Annotated in this window: 13 protein-coding genes; 10 read left to right on the top strand and 3 right to left on the bottom strand. The window is 45.3% G+C overall.

Going from position 1 to position 14,623, the window contains the following annotated elements:
• The first annotated feature begins 2 nt into the window (after positions 1-2).
• The 3 genes from ppc to ACTIE0_RS09190 all read left to right on the top strand — a co-directional run bounded on the left by ppc (position 3) and on the right by ACTIE0_RS09190 (position 4,475).
• Positions 3-3,110, top strand: a complete 3,108-nt coding sequence (gene ppc, locus ACTIE0_RS09200; RefSeq protein ID WP_006670891.1) for a phosphoenolpyruvate carboxylase — start codon at positions 3-5, stop codon at positions 3,108-3,110.
• Positions 3,111-3,323: 213 nt separating this feature from the next.
• On the top strand, positions 3,324-3,926 hold the full coding sequence (locus tag ACTIE0_RS09195; RefSeq protein ID WP_006622002.1) for a hypothetical protein: 603 nt from the start codon (positions 3,324-3,326) through the stop codon (positions 3,924-3,926).
• 45 nt (positions 3,927-3,971) lie between these two features.
• Positions 3,972-4,475, top strand: coding sequence for a type III secretion system chaperone family protein (locus ACTIE0_RS09190; protein WP_006622001.1), 504 nt, complete (start codon positions 3,972-3,974; stop codon positions 4,473-4,475).
• Between the two features lie 104 nt (positions 4,476-4,579).
• On the opposite strand, the gene ACTIE0_RS09185 is transcribed toward ACTIE0_RS09190, so the two are convergent.
• Complete coding sequence (locus ACTIE0_RS09185) at positions 4,580-5,881, bottom strand: LCP family protein (protein ID WP_006622000.1); 1,302 nt, start codon at positions 5,879-5,881, stop codon at positions 4,580-4,582.
• A 63-nt stretch (positions 5,882-5,944) separates the two neighbouring features.
• Here ACTIE0_RS09185 and ACTIE0_RS09180 point away from each other — a divergent pair, with 63 nt between their 5' ends.
• Complete coding sequence (locus tag ACTIE0_RS09180; RefSeq protein ID WP_006621999.1) at positions 5,945-6,994, top strand: mannose-1-phosphate guanylyltransferase; 1,050 nt, start codon at positions 5,945-5,947, stop codon at positions 6,992-6,994.
• A gap of 151 nt (positions 6,995-7,145) precedes the next feature.
• The gene (locus ACTIE0_RS09175; protein ID WP_006621998.1) at positions 7,146-8,111 is read left to right on the top strand and encodes an aldo/keto reductase; all 966 of its coding nucleotides are present in this window, start codon (positions 7,146-7,148) and stop codon (positions 8,109-8,111) included.
• Between the two features lie 258 nt (positions 8,112-8,369).
• On the opposite strand, the gene ACTIE0_RS09170 is transcribed toward ACTIE0_RS09175, so the two are convergent.
• Positions 8,370-8,588, bottom strand: coding sequence for a hypothetical protein (locus tag ACTIE0_RS09170; protein WP_006621997.1), 219 nt, complete (start codon positions 8,586-8,588; stop codon positions 8,370-8,372).
• A gap of 207 nt (positions 8,589-8,795) precedes the next feature.
• On the opposite strand from ACTIE0_RS09170, the gene ACTIE0_RS09165 reads away from it, so the two are divergent.
• Positions 8,796-10,112 (top strand): hydrogenase, encoded by a 1,317-nt coding sequence (locus ACTIE0_RS09165; RefSeq protein ID WP_235720296.1) that lies wholly within the window; start codon positions 8,796-8,798, stop codon positions 10,110-10,112.
• A gap of 10 nt (positions 10,113-10,122) precedes the next feature.
• Here the strand turns inward: ACTIE0_RS09165 and cobS are convergent, their stop codons facing one another.
• Positions 10,123-10,923 (bottom strand): adenosylcobinamide-GDP ribazoletransferase, encoded by an 801-nt coding sequence (gene cobS / locus ACTIE0_RS09160; protein ID WP_039933948.1) that lies wholly within the window; start codon positions 10,921-10,923, stop codon positions 10,123-10,125.
• A 511-nt stretch (positions 10,924-11,434) separates the two neighbouring features.
• Between cobS and ACTIE0_RS09155 the strand changes: the two genes are divergently transcribed.
• The 4 genes from ACTIE0_RS09155 (at position 11,435) to ACTIE0_RS09140 (ending at position 14,245) form a co-directional block, all read left to right on the top strand.
• On the top strand, positions 11,435-11,884 hold the full coding sequence (locus tag ACTIE0_RS09155; RefSeq protein ID WP_006621994.1) for a hypothetical protein: 450 nt from the start codon (positions 11,435-11,437) through the stop codon (positions 11,882-11,884).
• Between the two features lie 45 nt (positions 11,885-11,929).
• The gene (gene tgt, locus ACTIE0_RS09150) at positions 11,930-13,042 is read left to right on the top strand and encodes a tRNA guanosine(34) transglycosylase Tgt (RefSeq protein ID WP_006670746.1); all 1,113 of its coding nucleotides are present in this window, start codon (positions 11,930-11,932) and stop codon (positions 13,040-13,042) included.
• A gap of 101 nt (positions 13,043-13,143) precedes the next feature.
• The gene (locus ACTIE0_RS09145; protein ID WP_006617292.1) at positions 13,144-13,281 is read left to right on the top strand and encodes a photosystem II reaction center protein K; all 138 of its coding nucleotides are present in this window, start codon (positions 13,144-13,146) and stop codon (positions 13,279-13,281) included.
• A gap of 166 nt (positions 13,282-13,447) precedes the next feature.
• Positions 13,448-14,245, top strand: coding sequence for a tetratricopeptide repeat protein (locus ACTIE0_RS09140; protein ID WP_006670747.1), 798 nt, complete (start codon positions 13,448-13,450; stop codon positions 14,243-14,245).
• Positions 14,246-14,623: the final 378 nt, after the last annotated feature.

Genomic DNA, 14,623 nt, shown 5'->3' with positions numbered 1-14,623 from the left:
CTATGAGTTCACTGGTCCAATCCTCAGAACCAATCCCTAGCGCAGTAGTGTCATCTAACGTCACTGCAGGAGCTTCTGAACTGTTGTTAAGGAATCGCCTAAAAATTGTCGAAGATTTATGGGAAAGTGTCCTACGTCAGGAGTGCGGAGAGCAATTGGTAGATTTACTTCTACAGATGCGATCGATGACCTCACCAGAAGGACAAGCATCGCCGGATTTACAAGCCAATGTCTGGCAAATTATCAAAGAGCTTGATATCAATGCAGCCATTAGAGCAGCGCGAGCATTTGCCTTGTATTTTCAACTGATCAACATAGTCGAGCAACATTATGAGCAGCGCGAGCAAGAGTTAGCCTATGCTCAGATCAAACAACAAGGAGCACCAGAGAGTCCCGCCGACAAGTCGAATCGCTCCATTTTTGAAACTCGTCATCAGCGCTTTTCCACAGCCGAAGAAACACCAGTGGAGCTATTAAATCAAACTAGCCAACGCCAAAATGATCGCGATTTAGCCACATTCCATAACCTATTTCCGATGCTGCAAAGGCTAAACGTCCCCTCCCAGGTGATTCAGCGGCTACTAAATCAACTCGATATTAGGTTAGTATTCACAGCTCACCCCACAGAAATTGTACGCCATACAATCCGCACCAAACAGAGGAGGATCGCCAAAATTCTCCAGCAACTAGATACAGTAGACGAAAGTTATGGCAAAGTAGACAATAAAGATCCCGAAGCCACCGGGTTAGTAAAAACTTGGACAGGTGAACTACAAGAACAACTAACCGAAGAAATAAGGCTGTGGTGGCGTACTGATGAACTGCACCAGTTTAAGCCCACAGTTTTGGATGAAGTCGAATATAGTTTGCACTATTTCCAGGAAATCTTATTTGATGTAATTCCCCAACTGTACCAAAGGATTAAACAAACCCTACACCCGTGTTTTCCGCACCTGAAACCACCCAACTACGATTTTTGTAAATTTGGGTCTTGGGTGGGAGCCGATCGCGATGGTAACCCGTCAGTCACCCCAGAAGTCACCTGGAAAACAGCCTGTTATCAACGGGGTATGATTATAGACAAATACATTCAGGCTGTTGATCATCTAAGTCAACTGTTGAGCCTATCTCTGCATTGGAGTGACATTTTACCAGAATTACTCGAATCTCTAGATCGCGATCAGGTACAACTTCCAGAAGTTTATGATCAGGTAGCCATCCGCTATCGCCAAGAACCCTATCGGCTCAAACTATGCTACATACACAAGCGCCTACAAAATACCCGCGATCGCAATCAGAGACTTTCTACCAGTAACGAAGTAGAAAGGGAACGCGAGCGCATTGTCACCAAAGAAAACGCCGGAAGTCTGTACAATTCAGGCTCGGAATTTCTGAAGGAATTAAAGCTAATCGAGCGGAACCTACTAGCCACAGGTATCCAATGCCGAGATTTAGAGAACCTCATCTGTCAGGTAGAAATTTACGGCTTTTATCTAGCGCGGATGGATATGCGGCAGGAATCCTCCGTACATAGTACAGCCTTAAATGAAATTGTAGACTATCTGCAACTACTAGCCAGGCCCTACGATGACCTCACCGAAGCCGAGCGCACCCTGTGGCTAATCACAGAATTGCAAACCCGCCGCCCCCTAATTCCCGCCGAGTTACCCTTTTCCCAAAAAACCTGTGAAACCATTAACACTTTCCGGGTCATGCGAGAATTACAGCAGGAATTTGGTCAAGAAATTTGCCAGACCTATATTATCAGCATGAGTCATGATGTTAGTGACCTGCTAGAGGTGCTGTTGTTAGCCAAGGAAGCTGGACTGTATGATCCGGCGACAGGAATTGGTAATTTGCAGGTAGTACCCCTGTTTGAAACGGTAGAGGATCTTAAAAAAGCTCCCTCAGTAATGAAAGACCTGTTTGAGTTACCCCTATATCGCGCACTGCTTGCGGGTGGCTACCAAAAATATCAGCAGGTCAGCCAAGATATGAACGCCTCTCTACAGGAGATTATGTTAGGTTACTCCGACAGCAATAAAGATTCGGGGTTCCTCAGTAGCAACTGGGAAATTCACAAAGCCCAGAAAGCCCTACAAACCTTGGCGGAATCTTACTATGTCAGTATTCGCATCTTCCACGGTCGCGGTGGCTCTGTGGGACGCGGCGGCGGACCGGCTTACAAAGCCATTTTGGCTCAACCCGGTAAAAGTATTAATGGCCGCATTAAGATTACCGAACAGGGAGAGGTTCTCGCCTCCAAATATTCTTTGTCTCAACTGGCTCTGTATAATTTGGAGAGTGTAGCCACAGCCGTGATTCAAGCCAGTTTACTCCATACCGGGTTTGATGAAATTGAACCCTGGAATCAAATTATGGAAGAGTTATCTGTGCGATCGCGATCGTGTTATCGAGCTTTGATTTATGAACAGCCGGACCTAGTTGATTTCTTTGAGCAGGTAACACCCATTCAGGAAATTAGCCAATTGCAAATTAGCTCCCGGCCCGCTCGTCGCCAAAGTGACAAGAAAAAAGATATTTCCGGTTTACGAGCCATTCCTTGGGTGTTTAGTTGGACTCAGAGCCGCTTTTTGCTACCCTCTTGGTATGGGGTCGGTACAGCCATAGAGCAGTTTATTCAAGAAGAACCCCAGGAAAATATCAAACTGCTCCGTTACTTTTACATTAAATGGCCATTTTTCCGCACTACCCTCTCCAAGGTAGAAATGACCCTGGCTAAAGTTGACCTAGAAATGGCTCATCACTATGTGCGGGAGTTGAGTCATCCTAAAGATCGCGATCGCTTTGAGGATTTATTTGAGCGCATAGCCAAAGAGTTTAATCTGACCCGTCAAATGGTTCTGGAAATTACCGGACAGCAACAGTTACTAGATAATGATCCCGTACTTCAGCGCTCAGTGCGACTGCGTAATGGCACAATTATTCCTCTCGGTTTATTGCAAGTGTCTTTACTCCAGCGCCTGCGTCATCATGGAACTTCTGCTACTCCCGGCGTAATTCATTCGAGATATAGCAAAGGGGAATTGTTGCGCGGTGCTTTATTAACCATCAACGGTATCGCCGCCGGAATGCGTAACACAGGCTGATCATCTCCAGACCTGGGACATCTTATCAGTCGCCAACTATCACCAGTGGGGAGTTTAGGGGCGCGTGTCCTTAGACTTCCTTGCTACCACAGGAAAAACGTGCTATTGATTAGGGGTATTTTTCAGACGTTCCGGGGGCGGGTTCCGTGAGTTGACTGGTTTTTCCAATGGCATATCTAGCACCCGCCCCTACAGTTCACGCTATCGCAATTTATGTCTGTACAACTTGTACCTTTGCATATCCCTAGTGGTTGGGCAATTCTGCACAATTCTTTTGGTGATGTAGACCCAGTGATCGAACATGGCTACATTATCAATGGTGAGTTTTTTAATGAAAATTTGCTATCCGCTAAACCAATTGAGTTCAACGGAACAGACTGGGTGACAGTGGGTGACGGCTATCTATTGCAGTTAGGATGGTATCCTGAATATCGTCCAGAAGGCTGTTATCGCTTAACCGTCAGCCAGGGAAGTGGTGATCAAAAAATTGTGGTTAAATACGAGTCTAAAGAACGGGAGGAAATTCGTCAGGTCCTACAGCGTTGTTTGGGTTGGGTTTCCCGTCGTGTGGGTATAGATGAAATTGGTAGCCTACTAGAAATTGAAGGCAAACAAATTGATAAAAATCCGCTAGGTTTCCGGGGAGTCCGCAAAAAAATTGTGGGGATTTCCGGGGATAAACTCAATAGATCAACCTATAGTCAGGTGGGTTGGTGGTCGCCTGTTTACTATGAGGTTTGCAATATGGCTTATCTCGACCAAAAATCAAATCGGATAGACTCTAATGGCTTGACACCAGAGAACAAGATGGCATAATAATGCTCACCAAAAACTTACTTGATTGAGGAGATTTAAACACTAATGGTCGTGTCTGAACAAAATCAACAAGCATCCACATATACAGACGATCGCTTTTTTAACCTGCCCTTGTTCGATATCTTAATCGAGTTCTTTAATGAGGATGGTTGGGTTTATAAAGAAATCGAACATCGCCGAGTCGTGGCTTTGGGAATTGAGGGCAAAAATGGTCGTTTTGATTGCTATGCGATCGCCCGGGAAGAGGAAAAACAAATCACGGTTTACTCGATTTTTCCGGTGAAAGTACCAGACTATAAACGCCAAAATATCTCGGATTTTGTCACCCGGGCTAATTATGGCATGGTGATTGGTAATTTCGAGATGAATTTCTATGATGGGGAAATTCGCTACAAAACCAGTTTAGATGTAGCAGGCGATCGCTTAACTCCCGCTTTAATTAAGCATTTGATTTATACCAATGTTTCGACAATGGATAAATTTCTCCCTGGTATTATGTCGATTATTTACGGCAATATTTCACCAGAAGAAGCCATATCACGGTATTAATTAAGTGGGTCAGTAGGGGCAACCTTCTCTGGTTGCCTATCCTTTCCCACCCCAATAAACCTGACTAAACACTTGACAAAAAAGCAGATTTATGGTATGTCTGCTTAAAATCTTTGTTGCCAATCGTCACCAACCCGGATGGTCAAATCCGAATTAATTGCACCAGTAGAAGAAGCCCTAACCGTACCAAAACCGATATATTCTTGCAACATTTCAGCACTAGCTAAATCTCCCCCCTGGACAATAATCTGAGTCGATCGCATAGTATAAGGCAACCCCGGCACAACATAAACATTATTAAAGCCCTGCTTAAACAAATAATCCGCGACTCTTTCGGCTGCTTGTGGGTTTCCAGAGGCATTTTGTACGGCAATTTTAGTACGTTTAGACAATTCCTGATAACCCGATCGCTGTAATGGTCCAGGTAAGACAAACCCGGTAGAATCAACCCGAAAATATTGAGCCATAATGCGATCGCGTGCCGCGTCATCAACCACCCAATAACTCGTATATCCGCCCATGTCTCGCCCAGGTAACATCACCATTCGCACCTGTTGCGGTTCCAAATTCAACCCAAACTTAACCAGAGTCAGCATCTCCTCAAAATCCAAATTAGTATCAACATACTTCAACATCACCCGAATAATCTGAGGAATACGTGGCAATACATCAGGACTCTGTAAACGTTCTCGAATAGCCTCCATTAAAGCCTGTTGGCGTTGAATCCTGCCAATATCTCCATAAGCATCACTACGGAAGCGAGCAAAATGATCAGCCTGATCACCATCAATAGTTTGCCATCCCGGAGATAAATCAATCTCCAACTGTTGGGTATTATCCCGATAGGACATCGGATAGGGAACAAACACCTCCACCCCCCCCAACAAATTCACCAACTCCTTAAAAGCGCCAGTGCTAACTCGGACATAGCGGTTAATCTGCACCTGATTAAGGGTATCAGCTACCACCTCCGTAGCCAAGGAAGCGCCGCCCCAATAGTTAGCCTCGTTAATCTTACCCACACCCATACCAGGGATAAAAACCTCGGTATCACGGGGAATTGATAGCAAATTCAGATGGCGATCGCTCGGATTAAAATTAACCAAGATCATGCTATCACTGCGACCCCCAAAAACTTTCCCATCTTGTTCCTCGTGTGGTAGGGGGGGATCTATCCCCATGACCAAAATATTCACAGGTCGGGACAGACGAAACCGAAAGCGATCGCGCCATAATGAATTGAGAACCATCGATGCACTTTGTGGCTGTTCCGGTTTCAATGGAGACAGCAAAGCCGTTAGCGCCCCCAAAGTCGCCGAAGCGCTAGTAATGATCAGTGCAATAAAACTCAAAAATATTACCCGCAGGACTTTAGGTTGTCTTTGGTTGGTGGTGGGATAACTCATAAAATCGCCAATATCCTTTAATCTTGAACATGAAGTCAACTGAAGCTCAAAACTTTAAATCGCATGATACCCGTTATTCTCGCAGGTGGTAAAGGTGAGAGGTTCTGGCCTCTGAGTCGTCGTATCCGACCCAAACAATTTCTCAGTTTAGACGGTACTGGTCAAAGTTTATTACAAAGCACAGCAGAACGCTTGCTACCCTTGAGTAAAGGTGGTCCGGGTTTGTGGGTGATTACCTCCGCACTCCTAGAAAATGGAGTTCAGCAACAGTTACCCGATATCCCACCCGCAAATATTTTAGCCGAACCCCAAGGACGAGATACCGCCCCCGCCGTCGCCTGGACCGTCATTGAAGTTGTCCGTCGCTATGGGGAAGATACCGTGATTGGCTTTTTCCCGGCTGATCATTGGATTGGAAAACCGGATATTTTCCACGAGGCGATTAAATCAGCGGAAAATTTAGCTATCAGTCAGGATCTAATTGTCACCCTGGGGTTACAACCTCAATATCCGGCTACAGGTTACGGTTACATTGAACAGGGCGAAAAAATTGGCACTTTTGGCGATTTCACTGCTTATCAGGTAGCCCAGTTTACGGAAAAACCTGATCAAGAAAGGGCTGATCAATTTTTGGCTACTGGTCGGTTTAGTTGGAATGCGGGAATTTTTATATTTAGGGCTGGGGTGGTTCTTCAGGAATTACGCGCCTATGTCCCCGATTTGATTACCGCCCTGGAAGCTGAAGGAGCCAAGGCTTATGCTAACATTGAAAAAATCAGCATTGACTATGCACTGATGGAAAAAACCCAGAAAGCCTGTGTTTTACCAGTCTCTTTTGGCTGGGATGACCTGGGAGATTGGAATTCCTTAGAACGTCTTTTACCGAAACAAAATGGCAATGTGGCATTAGTCCGTCACTTGGGACTCGATACCCAAGATTCTATTCTGTATGGGAGTGATGAAAATGAGGTGATTATTACTATTGGGGTTCAGGATTTGGTGGTTGTTCGCGATGGTAATGTGACTTTGATTGTTGATAAGAACCGCACCCAGGATATTAAAAAGGTCTTGCCTCAGTTGGAGGATGATCCTGATTTGAGAGAACTTTTATAGGGAGGGCTGGCTACTTATCTGGTAGGGTGCATCTATCTTTGAGATGACAAAGGATCAATCTTGAGTAGCCATTGCTATAAGGCGATCGCTTTCTTTGGTACTATTACGGTTGATTGTTCAAGTAAAATAGCTAAAACAGCCTAGGAGAAAAATGAAAACACGAAAACTTGGTAAATCGGACATTGAAATCACCCCGATTATTTTAGGGACTTGGCAAGCTGATAAACGTTGGTGGAAAGGTATTGAAAAAGCCGACTTAATCCAGGCTATGCAGCAGGCGGTTGACCTGGGAATTACTACCATTGACACTGCGGAAATCTATGGTGATGGTATCTCGGAACAACTGATAGCTGAGGCGTTGTCAGATAGACGCGATCGCCTAATTTATGCCAGCAAGGTATTTGCGACCCATTTACAATATGACCAGGTAATTGAAGCGTGCGATCGCTCCTTAAAAAATCTGGAGACCGACTATATAGACCTGTATCAAATCCACTGGCCAACGGGTTCGTTTAATACAGAAATTGTGCCGATTTCCGAAACCATGGCCGCCCTAAATTTGCTCAAACAACAGGGGAAAATTAGAGCCATTGGAGTCTCAAACTTCTCCAAAACTCAACTCGAAGAAGCCAGCCAATATGGGGCTATAGATAGTATACAGCCTCCCTATTCTCTATTTTGGCGAGATGTGGAACGGGAAACCATGGCTTATTGTGTAGAACAGAAAATCTCAATTCTCGCTTATTCTTCCCTAGCCCAGGGACTTCTGACCGGAAAATTCGGAGTTAATCATCAGTTTGATCCAGAAGATCATCGACTCAAAAATAAACTCATCCAAAACCCAGAACATTATAGCCGGGTTCAACAAGCAATTAATCAGTTACGCCCCATAGCAGCAGACAAACGCTGTACGGTAGCACAATTAGCACTTGCATGGCTAATTTGTCAACCCCAAACTAACGCGATTGTCGGGGCTCGTAATAGCAGCCAGGTTGAGCAAAATGTGCAAACTATCGACATTCAACTTTCCCCAGAAGAGGTCAGCCAAATAGACCAAATTGGGCGTATAGTTACGGATCATCTGCAAAACGAATATCCAATTTTATGGAAGTTTTGAAAAATGGCGATCGCTCAAGCAGATAGTGGCAAAGGGTAAATTTTCAGGGTTTCAAGAAAGAAAATGGCAGTTAGTTAACTAACGCAAAACTTACATGGTGACAGCCAAAATAATCCGTTCATTACGGGGCTACATGAACTTGAAAAGGGCAGCATCAATGGAGACTAAGGCAAGTGTTTAACTTAGCTAAATAGTACAGTCACTAAGTTATCGAGTCACTGTTGATTCAATGAATTGGGAAATTGGCTAAGACTGCCTCTAGTTAAGAGAAGCAGCCATAGACTGAGATGAAAAAATTTCGCGAGATTCTTGTCGTACCTGTCCACTCATGGCGGCTACTTGCAAGTTAGCAAAAGCATTGAGTTCAATAGCATCATATTGAGAATTTTGGAGAATGTACCGGAGTTGATTTTCAGCTTCCAAGGTTAAATAACCAGTGGCGATCGCTTGTTGGACTACATCTTGAATACACAGCATAGTGAAATTACGGAGTTGTAATGGGTTTAAACTATATTTAGTATCCCTCTTTGTCAAGATAAAGGCAGTGATTCTGATATAGTGTTACCTGTGATTTGCGGCTGATCAGCATCTGATCTAAATCTCCACTGACTAGGTGAGCCAGATCACGGGTATCCATGATTATAGGTCTAGTTGTATGTACAGGGTTGAGTTTTCCCCAACCTCTTGCCTGCCTGGATCGCCATAATTTATGATGAGCCGAGGGATGATCTGATCAGTAATGGAGGGGAAATGATGGCAACAGACGACCTACAACAACATCTAAACAGTTTAGGCGATCGCTACCCTAAACTAGGACAGGCATTAGAACAAGCAGCAAAAGCCCTGAAAGACTCAGGCACTCCCATCAGTGAGCAGTTACTGCAAGGGTTGATTAACTATAACCGTGATTTCGCCAATTTCCAACAAAAACTACAAAACCGGGGACAAACCACCGCCGTAGTCGCGAGATCCCTGGTAGATTTACAGCAGTTATACCAAAAAGTAGCCCCAGCTACAGATGAGGGAGCCATTCCTCAGCAGGTTTTATCCTTGCTAGAGCAAATTCTCCGGCTGACCCACAGCGAACAGAAAGACTTTGCACCCCTACAACAAGCCCACAAACAAGCCCAACAACTCAAACAGCACATTTCCCAAGCTGATCTGAAATCAGACCCACAGCTAAAAGCATTGGTGACCGGACAGCACCCCCTCAACATTCTACTAAACTTGGTGAATAGCGGAGACCAACTCAATGATGAACAGTGGGCAAAATCGGCAGAAATTCTCGACAATACTTTTGGTAAATCTTTGGGGGTAGCTATTTCCAGAGGAAAAATTGTCAGTCAGTCGGGGGGGTCAACTACGACTCAACCGCCATTGAATGTGACAGCAGTTGAACGTCCCACGGCTAACCCAGATATTGTCATCCTAGAAGAACCTACCACCACGAAGGCCCCCAGTGATGTGATTATTGTTCCCAGTGTGGAAATTAACCCGCAACCTTTAACTATTGATGGCCAAAATATTGTGTTCGGCAATACTGCCATTGTCGGTCAGCCTACGGGGAAACCGGAAGTTAAACCGGGAACTGTGGGGCTGCGTGTGAGAGTGCATTTACAGGGATTAGGCGATCGCGATTTTGGCGGCGGGGAATATGCTGGAACTAAGGGTCAAGGTCGCCGCTTGGAGGCTTTCCAAATGGCGATTAATCCTCCCATTCCCGGTTTGGATATACAATACATGGCTCATATTGCTCAAGTTGGTGATAGTCCCACAGCCTCCAACGGTCAAATGGTGGGAGAACCGGGACAAAATCGCCAAATAGAAGGGTTTGCGATTAAGCTGGCTGGACCAGAAGCCCCGAAATATGATGTTTTCTATAATGCCCATATTCAAAATAAGGGAGATGTTCCCGTTTGTAGTAATGGTCAATATTGTGGTACTCGTGGGCAATCTTTACGAGTTGAGGGGATAAAAGTTTGGGTAGAACCCAAAAAATAATCCCCCTTGGTCATTCTCCCTCTAGGGCTACCAGTAAACATAATAATAGGGCTTCTGTCCACTCAACTACAGCCCCATAGGTGTCTCCGGTATGCCCACCTAAACGGTAGTTTAACCAGGTTCCGGTCAGAATAGCGATCGCACTTCCCCCAAGCAGTAAACCCACAGCCACCAGCCAGCGTCCGGGTTCTAACCAAATCTGTAACCCACTCAACCCGGAAAGTAGCAAAACCCCAGGGAGTAAATCTAACGGCGAATAGGTTAAATCTTTGTGAAATGCTCCCTTTCCTTGTGCCTTCAGATAAGGATAACGAGCGATCGCTACTAACTGTCCCCAGCGTCCCCAAGCAGCCACCCCCATCAAAATTAACCAGCGTGTGCGGTCTAAATCAGCGAGGGCGGCGGTTTTCAGCAGTAAAATAGCTACGGCGGCGATCGCCCCAAAAGCTCCCGTCAAACTATCAGCCATCACCTCTAAGCGTCGCTGGGGGTCACCCGCAGCCAACCCATCAGCAGTATCCATCGCCCCATCTAAATGCAGTCCCCCAGTAATCCCAATCCAACCTACCACCACCAAAGCCGAGCGCGTTAAGACCGGACAGCCTAGCAACTGCAAACCCATGTCAGCCAGCCCTAACAATCCCCCAATCATTAACCCCATTACCGGGGCGAGTCTAGCAATTCCCCGAAACTCTAACGTCCAAGACGGAGGAATAGGTAAGCAGGTATAGAAAGCCACAGCAGCAGCTAAAGCCGCTCGTAGCTGTACCATATACCTAATCAGCGATCGCCAGACTGTCTCAAAACTCATAAAACTTAAACTTCAATTTTGCCATAGCTCTATAATATTTCTTAGGTTGTGCCACAATTGAGATCAAACCTGTTGGGGTCTAAACATATACTCTAATACCGCCAAGATAGTTCATCCTGGCTATGGAAAGTCAAAAGTCAAGAAACATCAAGAAAATCTGATCAGATCGACTTTCACAGTCCTACCTTTGCTACAATTGTGTATAAAGTTAGATATCCAACACCGACAGGCTGAAATATAATCTCAGCTACCGGGTTATGGGTAGATTTTTGAGAAGAATGCAAGTGGCGAGACAATAGAAGTAGTAAAATTACTCTGTTTTTCTCAAAACTTGCTTCGTTAAGCCTTATACGGTCAAAGGTTCAGGCAAAAAATCTGTCATACCTAGGGTGCTAAATTGTCCTAAACTCTCTGCGTGAAACTGACCTTATAACTATCGGCTTAACTAGGTAAAGGTGCCAGGTGGCGATTTTGGTTTAGGAGAAACTATAAAACTAGAGGCTTTTGCTCTATGAGTTACGATCAATTAAATTGCAGGGTGTCTGCTCCATGTATTATCGATACCGGAATCGTTGTTAACAAGCGCGATATGCAGAAGTTGCTGGTTGACCTCGGTCGGGTTCGTTATATACATATCCAAGACAACCAGGTAAAAAGCCAAGGCGAAGGTCAGATCCTGGAAGTGTTTGCGGATCAACAGCAGGCTACTCTCATTGCTAACCATGCTTTGTATTTGAATGTTTACAGTTTTGATTATCTGGAACTGAAACAATCCTCCGATAATGAAACCTATTTCGACTTAGTGCAAGATGGGCGACTACTGCGATTAGTTCCTATGTCTAATCCTTTAGAAGACCAGGCGACCAGGAACTTACAAGCCGCCGCCTTTGATGCAGTCATGGATCAAGTCCTATCAAATAACTGGGATACCCCCATTGATGATGATGATTGCCCCTTTTAATTGTCATCAATTGATCTGATTTTCTCAGTTTTGTAGTTAGACTTCATGCCCCAATCATTTTCGTTTCAAATACAGACTCGCTGCACTCACACTCACGCGAGGGCAGGAGTTTTTGTCACTCCCCATGGTATCGTGGAAACCCCCCGATTTATGCCAGTGGGAACCTTGGCTAATGTCAAAACTTTGACCCCGGCTCAACTCCTGGATACGGGCGCTCAAATGGTGCTATCCAATACCTATCATTTGCACCTACAACCAGGGGAGAAAATTGTGGCGGCGGCGGGGGGAATACATAAGTTTATGGGCTGGAATGGTCCGATATTGACCGATTCAGGCGGTTTTCAGGTTTTTAGTCTCAGTGAAATGCGGACGGTGACAGAAGCAGGAGTACGGTTTCGATCGCCTCACGATGGGGCAATTATTGAATTGTCCCCAGAACGCTCCATTGAGATACAAAATCAATTGGGGGCTGATGTGATTATGGCCTTTGATGAGTGTCCCCCTTATCCAGCTTCTAGGGAAGATGTGGTCGCAGCCACCGCGCGCACTGTTAGATGGCTAGAACGCTGCATAGCTGCTCATGACCGACCAGAGGCAGCCCTGTTTGGTATCGTACAAGGAGGAGTTTACCCAGATTTACGGGTGGCAGCAGCTAAAAAATTAGTAGAATTTGATTTGCCAGGTTATGCCATTGGAGGGGTGAGTGTCGGTGAACCTACCGATTTAATGGAAATGGTGGTTCGCGTCACTACCCCCATTTTGCCAGACCATAAGCCTAGATATTTGATGGGGATAGGAACTTACCGGGAAATGGCACAGGCGATCGCATCTGGTATAGATTTATTTGATTGTGTCATTCCTACCCGTTTGGCTCGCCATGGGGCGGCTTTGGTGGCCGGAGAACGCTGGAATTTGAAAAATGCCCAATTTAGAGAGGACTTTCGCCCCCTCGACCCATCTTGTCCTTGTTACACTTGCCAAAATTTTAGCCGCGCCTATATTAGTCATCTGGTACGCGCTAAGGAACTTTTAGCCTATACTCTCCTGAGTATTCATAATGTTACTGAACTGATTAGGTTTACTACCCGTATCCGAGACGCGATTTTGGGCGATCGCTTTACTGACGAGTTCGCACAATATTTGCAAGTTCAATCCTAACCCTAGCCCGATAAACTGACAAATCATCGCTAAAATGAGAATTGTCGCAAAGATTTGTTAAAATTCTGTAAGCCATATTTTAGTAAGAGGTTAATTGATTCATGGAAGCAGCACTGCTATTGGCAAAATTGCCAGAAGCCTACTCGATTTTTAGCCCCGTTGTTGATATTTTGCCCGTTATTCCCGTCTTTTTCCTGCTGTTGGCTTTTGTGTGGCAAGCTGCTGTCGGTTTCCGATAAGCCCAAACCAGCTCAGGCTATCGGTTCTATAGTGAGGCGTGAAATCCCACAGCCTAGCGTGCCGATAGCCCCTAGTAACAATATTAAGCGCCAACTTCACTGGACTTATGCCATCATGTTGCTAGGTTGAGGTGGTCTTAATCAGGATTTCAGAAATAAAGTTCTTATGTCTACTAATGCGATCGCCCTGTGCAAGTATGTTGTTGTATTGACAACTATAGTTTTAACTCAGGCAGTTCCCCCCTCTGTGGTAGCCCGGTCTTCTCAAGAGGTTGTTAGTCAAATCACTGCTACAGAGTTTTTTGAGCGCGGTGTAGCACGCTACCAACGGGGAGATAAACAAGGGGCGATCGCTGATTTTACCCAAGCTATTCGCCTCAACCGTAACCATGCCCTCGCTTACTATAACCGGGGAGTGGTAAGGTTTAGGATCGGCAATAACTTGACTGAGGCGATCGCTGATTTTACCCAAGCTATCCGCATTAATCCTGAATATGTTGATGCCTACTATAATCGTGCCATTGCCCGTGTCAAAGTTCAACAATACTGGCCGGCTATTGATGATGTTACCCAGGTGATCAGCCTCGACCCCTCTCATGATCGGGCTTTCTACCTGCGGGGATTAATTTATTCCGAAAATCTTAAAGATTATCAAACCGGGATTAATGATTTTACTGAGGCGATCCGCCTTAACCCCAGAAACCCAGCACCCTATTTTAAGCGCGGGAATGCTCGCTATCGCATTGGCGATCGTGAAAGGGCTATTGATGACTATAACAAAGCTATTGATATCAACCCATCAGACCCGGAACCTTATTATAACCGAGCCATCAGTCGCTACCAAATTGGCGATCGCCAAGGCGCTATCTTTGACCTACAGAAGTCCGCAGACCTATATCTGGATTTGGGTAATTTCGAGAAATACCAAAAGGCGATCGATACCTTAGAAAAATTTGAGAATTAATTCCCGTTAGCACACACCTTTACCGAATCTTTACAAACTTCCGGCAAATTTTACCAAAGTTTTATAGACTTGGTGTTATGTTTTGCCTAGAATGTGGGTAGACGGGTGTTAGATACTTAACCTTAGTGTCCGTCTGACTCCTGTACCACAGGACAGACATAGAGACTAAACAAAGTATCGCATCTATAATATAGCATTTTTCCCGGTTTCCTCTCGTCATGGGCTGGGTTTAGGGACATATTTTAAGGATTTGATCAGACCTATCAGTTTTGATCAGTTTTGATCGCGGCAGTCTCAAGGGTCAGTCAGCACCCCCGGCTGAAGCACGGGGGCTTCGTGCCCCCCGCTTTCAGGTAGCTGACCAGCTTAAGCCTTAAC

It is taken from the genome of Limnospira sp., assembly GCF_051859755.1.
Classification (GTDB): Bacteria; Cyanobacteriota; Cyanobacteriia; order Cyanobacteriales; family Microcoleaceae; genus Limnospira; species Limnospira fusiformis.
The sequence above is the reverse complement of the archived record's forward strand: the minus strand, read 5'-3'. Positions and strand labels throughout refer to the sequence as shown.

Bases quoted from the DNA above. Each gene is read 5' to 3' on its own strand.
- ppc (WP_006670891.1), top strand. From the start codon at position 3: ATGAGTTCACTGGTCCAATCCTCAGAACCAATCCCTAGCGCAGTAGTG.
- ACTIE0_RS09195 (WP_006622002.1), top strand. From the start codon at position 3,324: ATGTCTGTACAACTTGTACCTTTGCATATCCCTAGTGGTTGGGCAATT.
- ACTIE0_RS09190 (WP_006622001.1), top strand. From the start codon at position 3,972: ATGGTCGTGTCTGAACAAAATCAACAAGCATCCACATATACAGACGAT.
- ACTIE0_RS09185 (WP_006622000.1), bottom strand. From the start codon at position 5,881: ATGAGTTATCCCACCACCAACCAAAGACAACCTAAAGTCCTGCGGGTA.
- ACTIE0_RS09180 (WP_006621999.1), top strand. From the start codon at position 5,945: ATGATACCCGTTATTCTCGCAGGTGGTAAAGGTGAGAGGTTCTGGCCT.
- ACTIE0_RS09175 (WP_006621998.1), top strand. From the start codon at position 7,146: ATGAAAACACGAAAACTTGGTAAATCGGACATTGAAATCACCCCGATT.
- ACTIE0_RS09170 (WP_006621997.1), bottom strand. From the start codon at position 8,588: ATGCTGTGTATTCAAGATGTAGTCCAACAAGCGATCGCCACTGGTTAT.
- cobS (WP_039933948.1), bottom strand. From the start codon at position 10,923: ATGAGTTTTGAGACAGTCTGGCGATCGCTGATTAGGTATATGGTACAG.
- ACTIE0_RS09155 (WP_006621994.1), top strand. From the start codon at position 11,435: ATGAGTTACGATCAATTAAATTGCAGGGTGTCTGCTCCATGTATTATC.
- tgt (WP_006670746.1), top strand. From the start codon at position 11,930: ATGCCCCAATCATTTTCGTTTCAAATACAGACTCGCTGCACTCACACT.
- ACTIE0_RS09145 (WP_006617292.1), top strand. From the start codon at position 13,144: ATGGAAGCAGCACTGCTATTGGCAAAATTGCCAGAAGCCTACTCGATT.
- ACTIE0_RS09140 (WP_006670747.1), top strand. From the start codon at position 13,448: ATGTCTACTAATGCGATCGCCCTGTGCAAGTATGTTGTTGTATTGACA.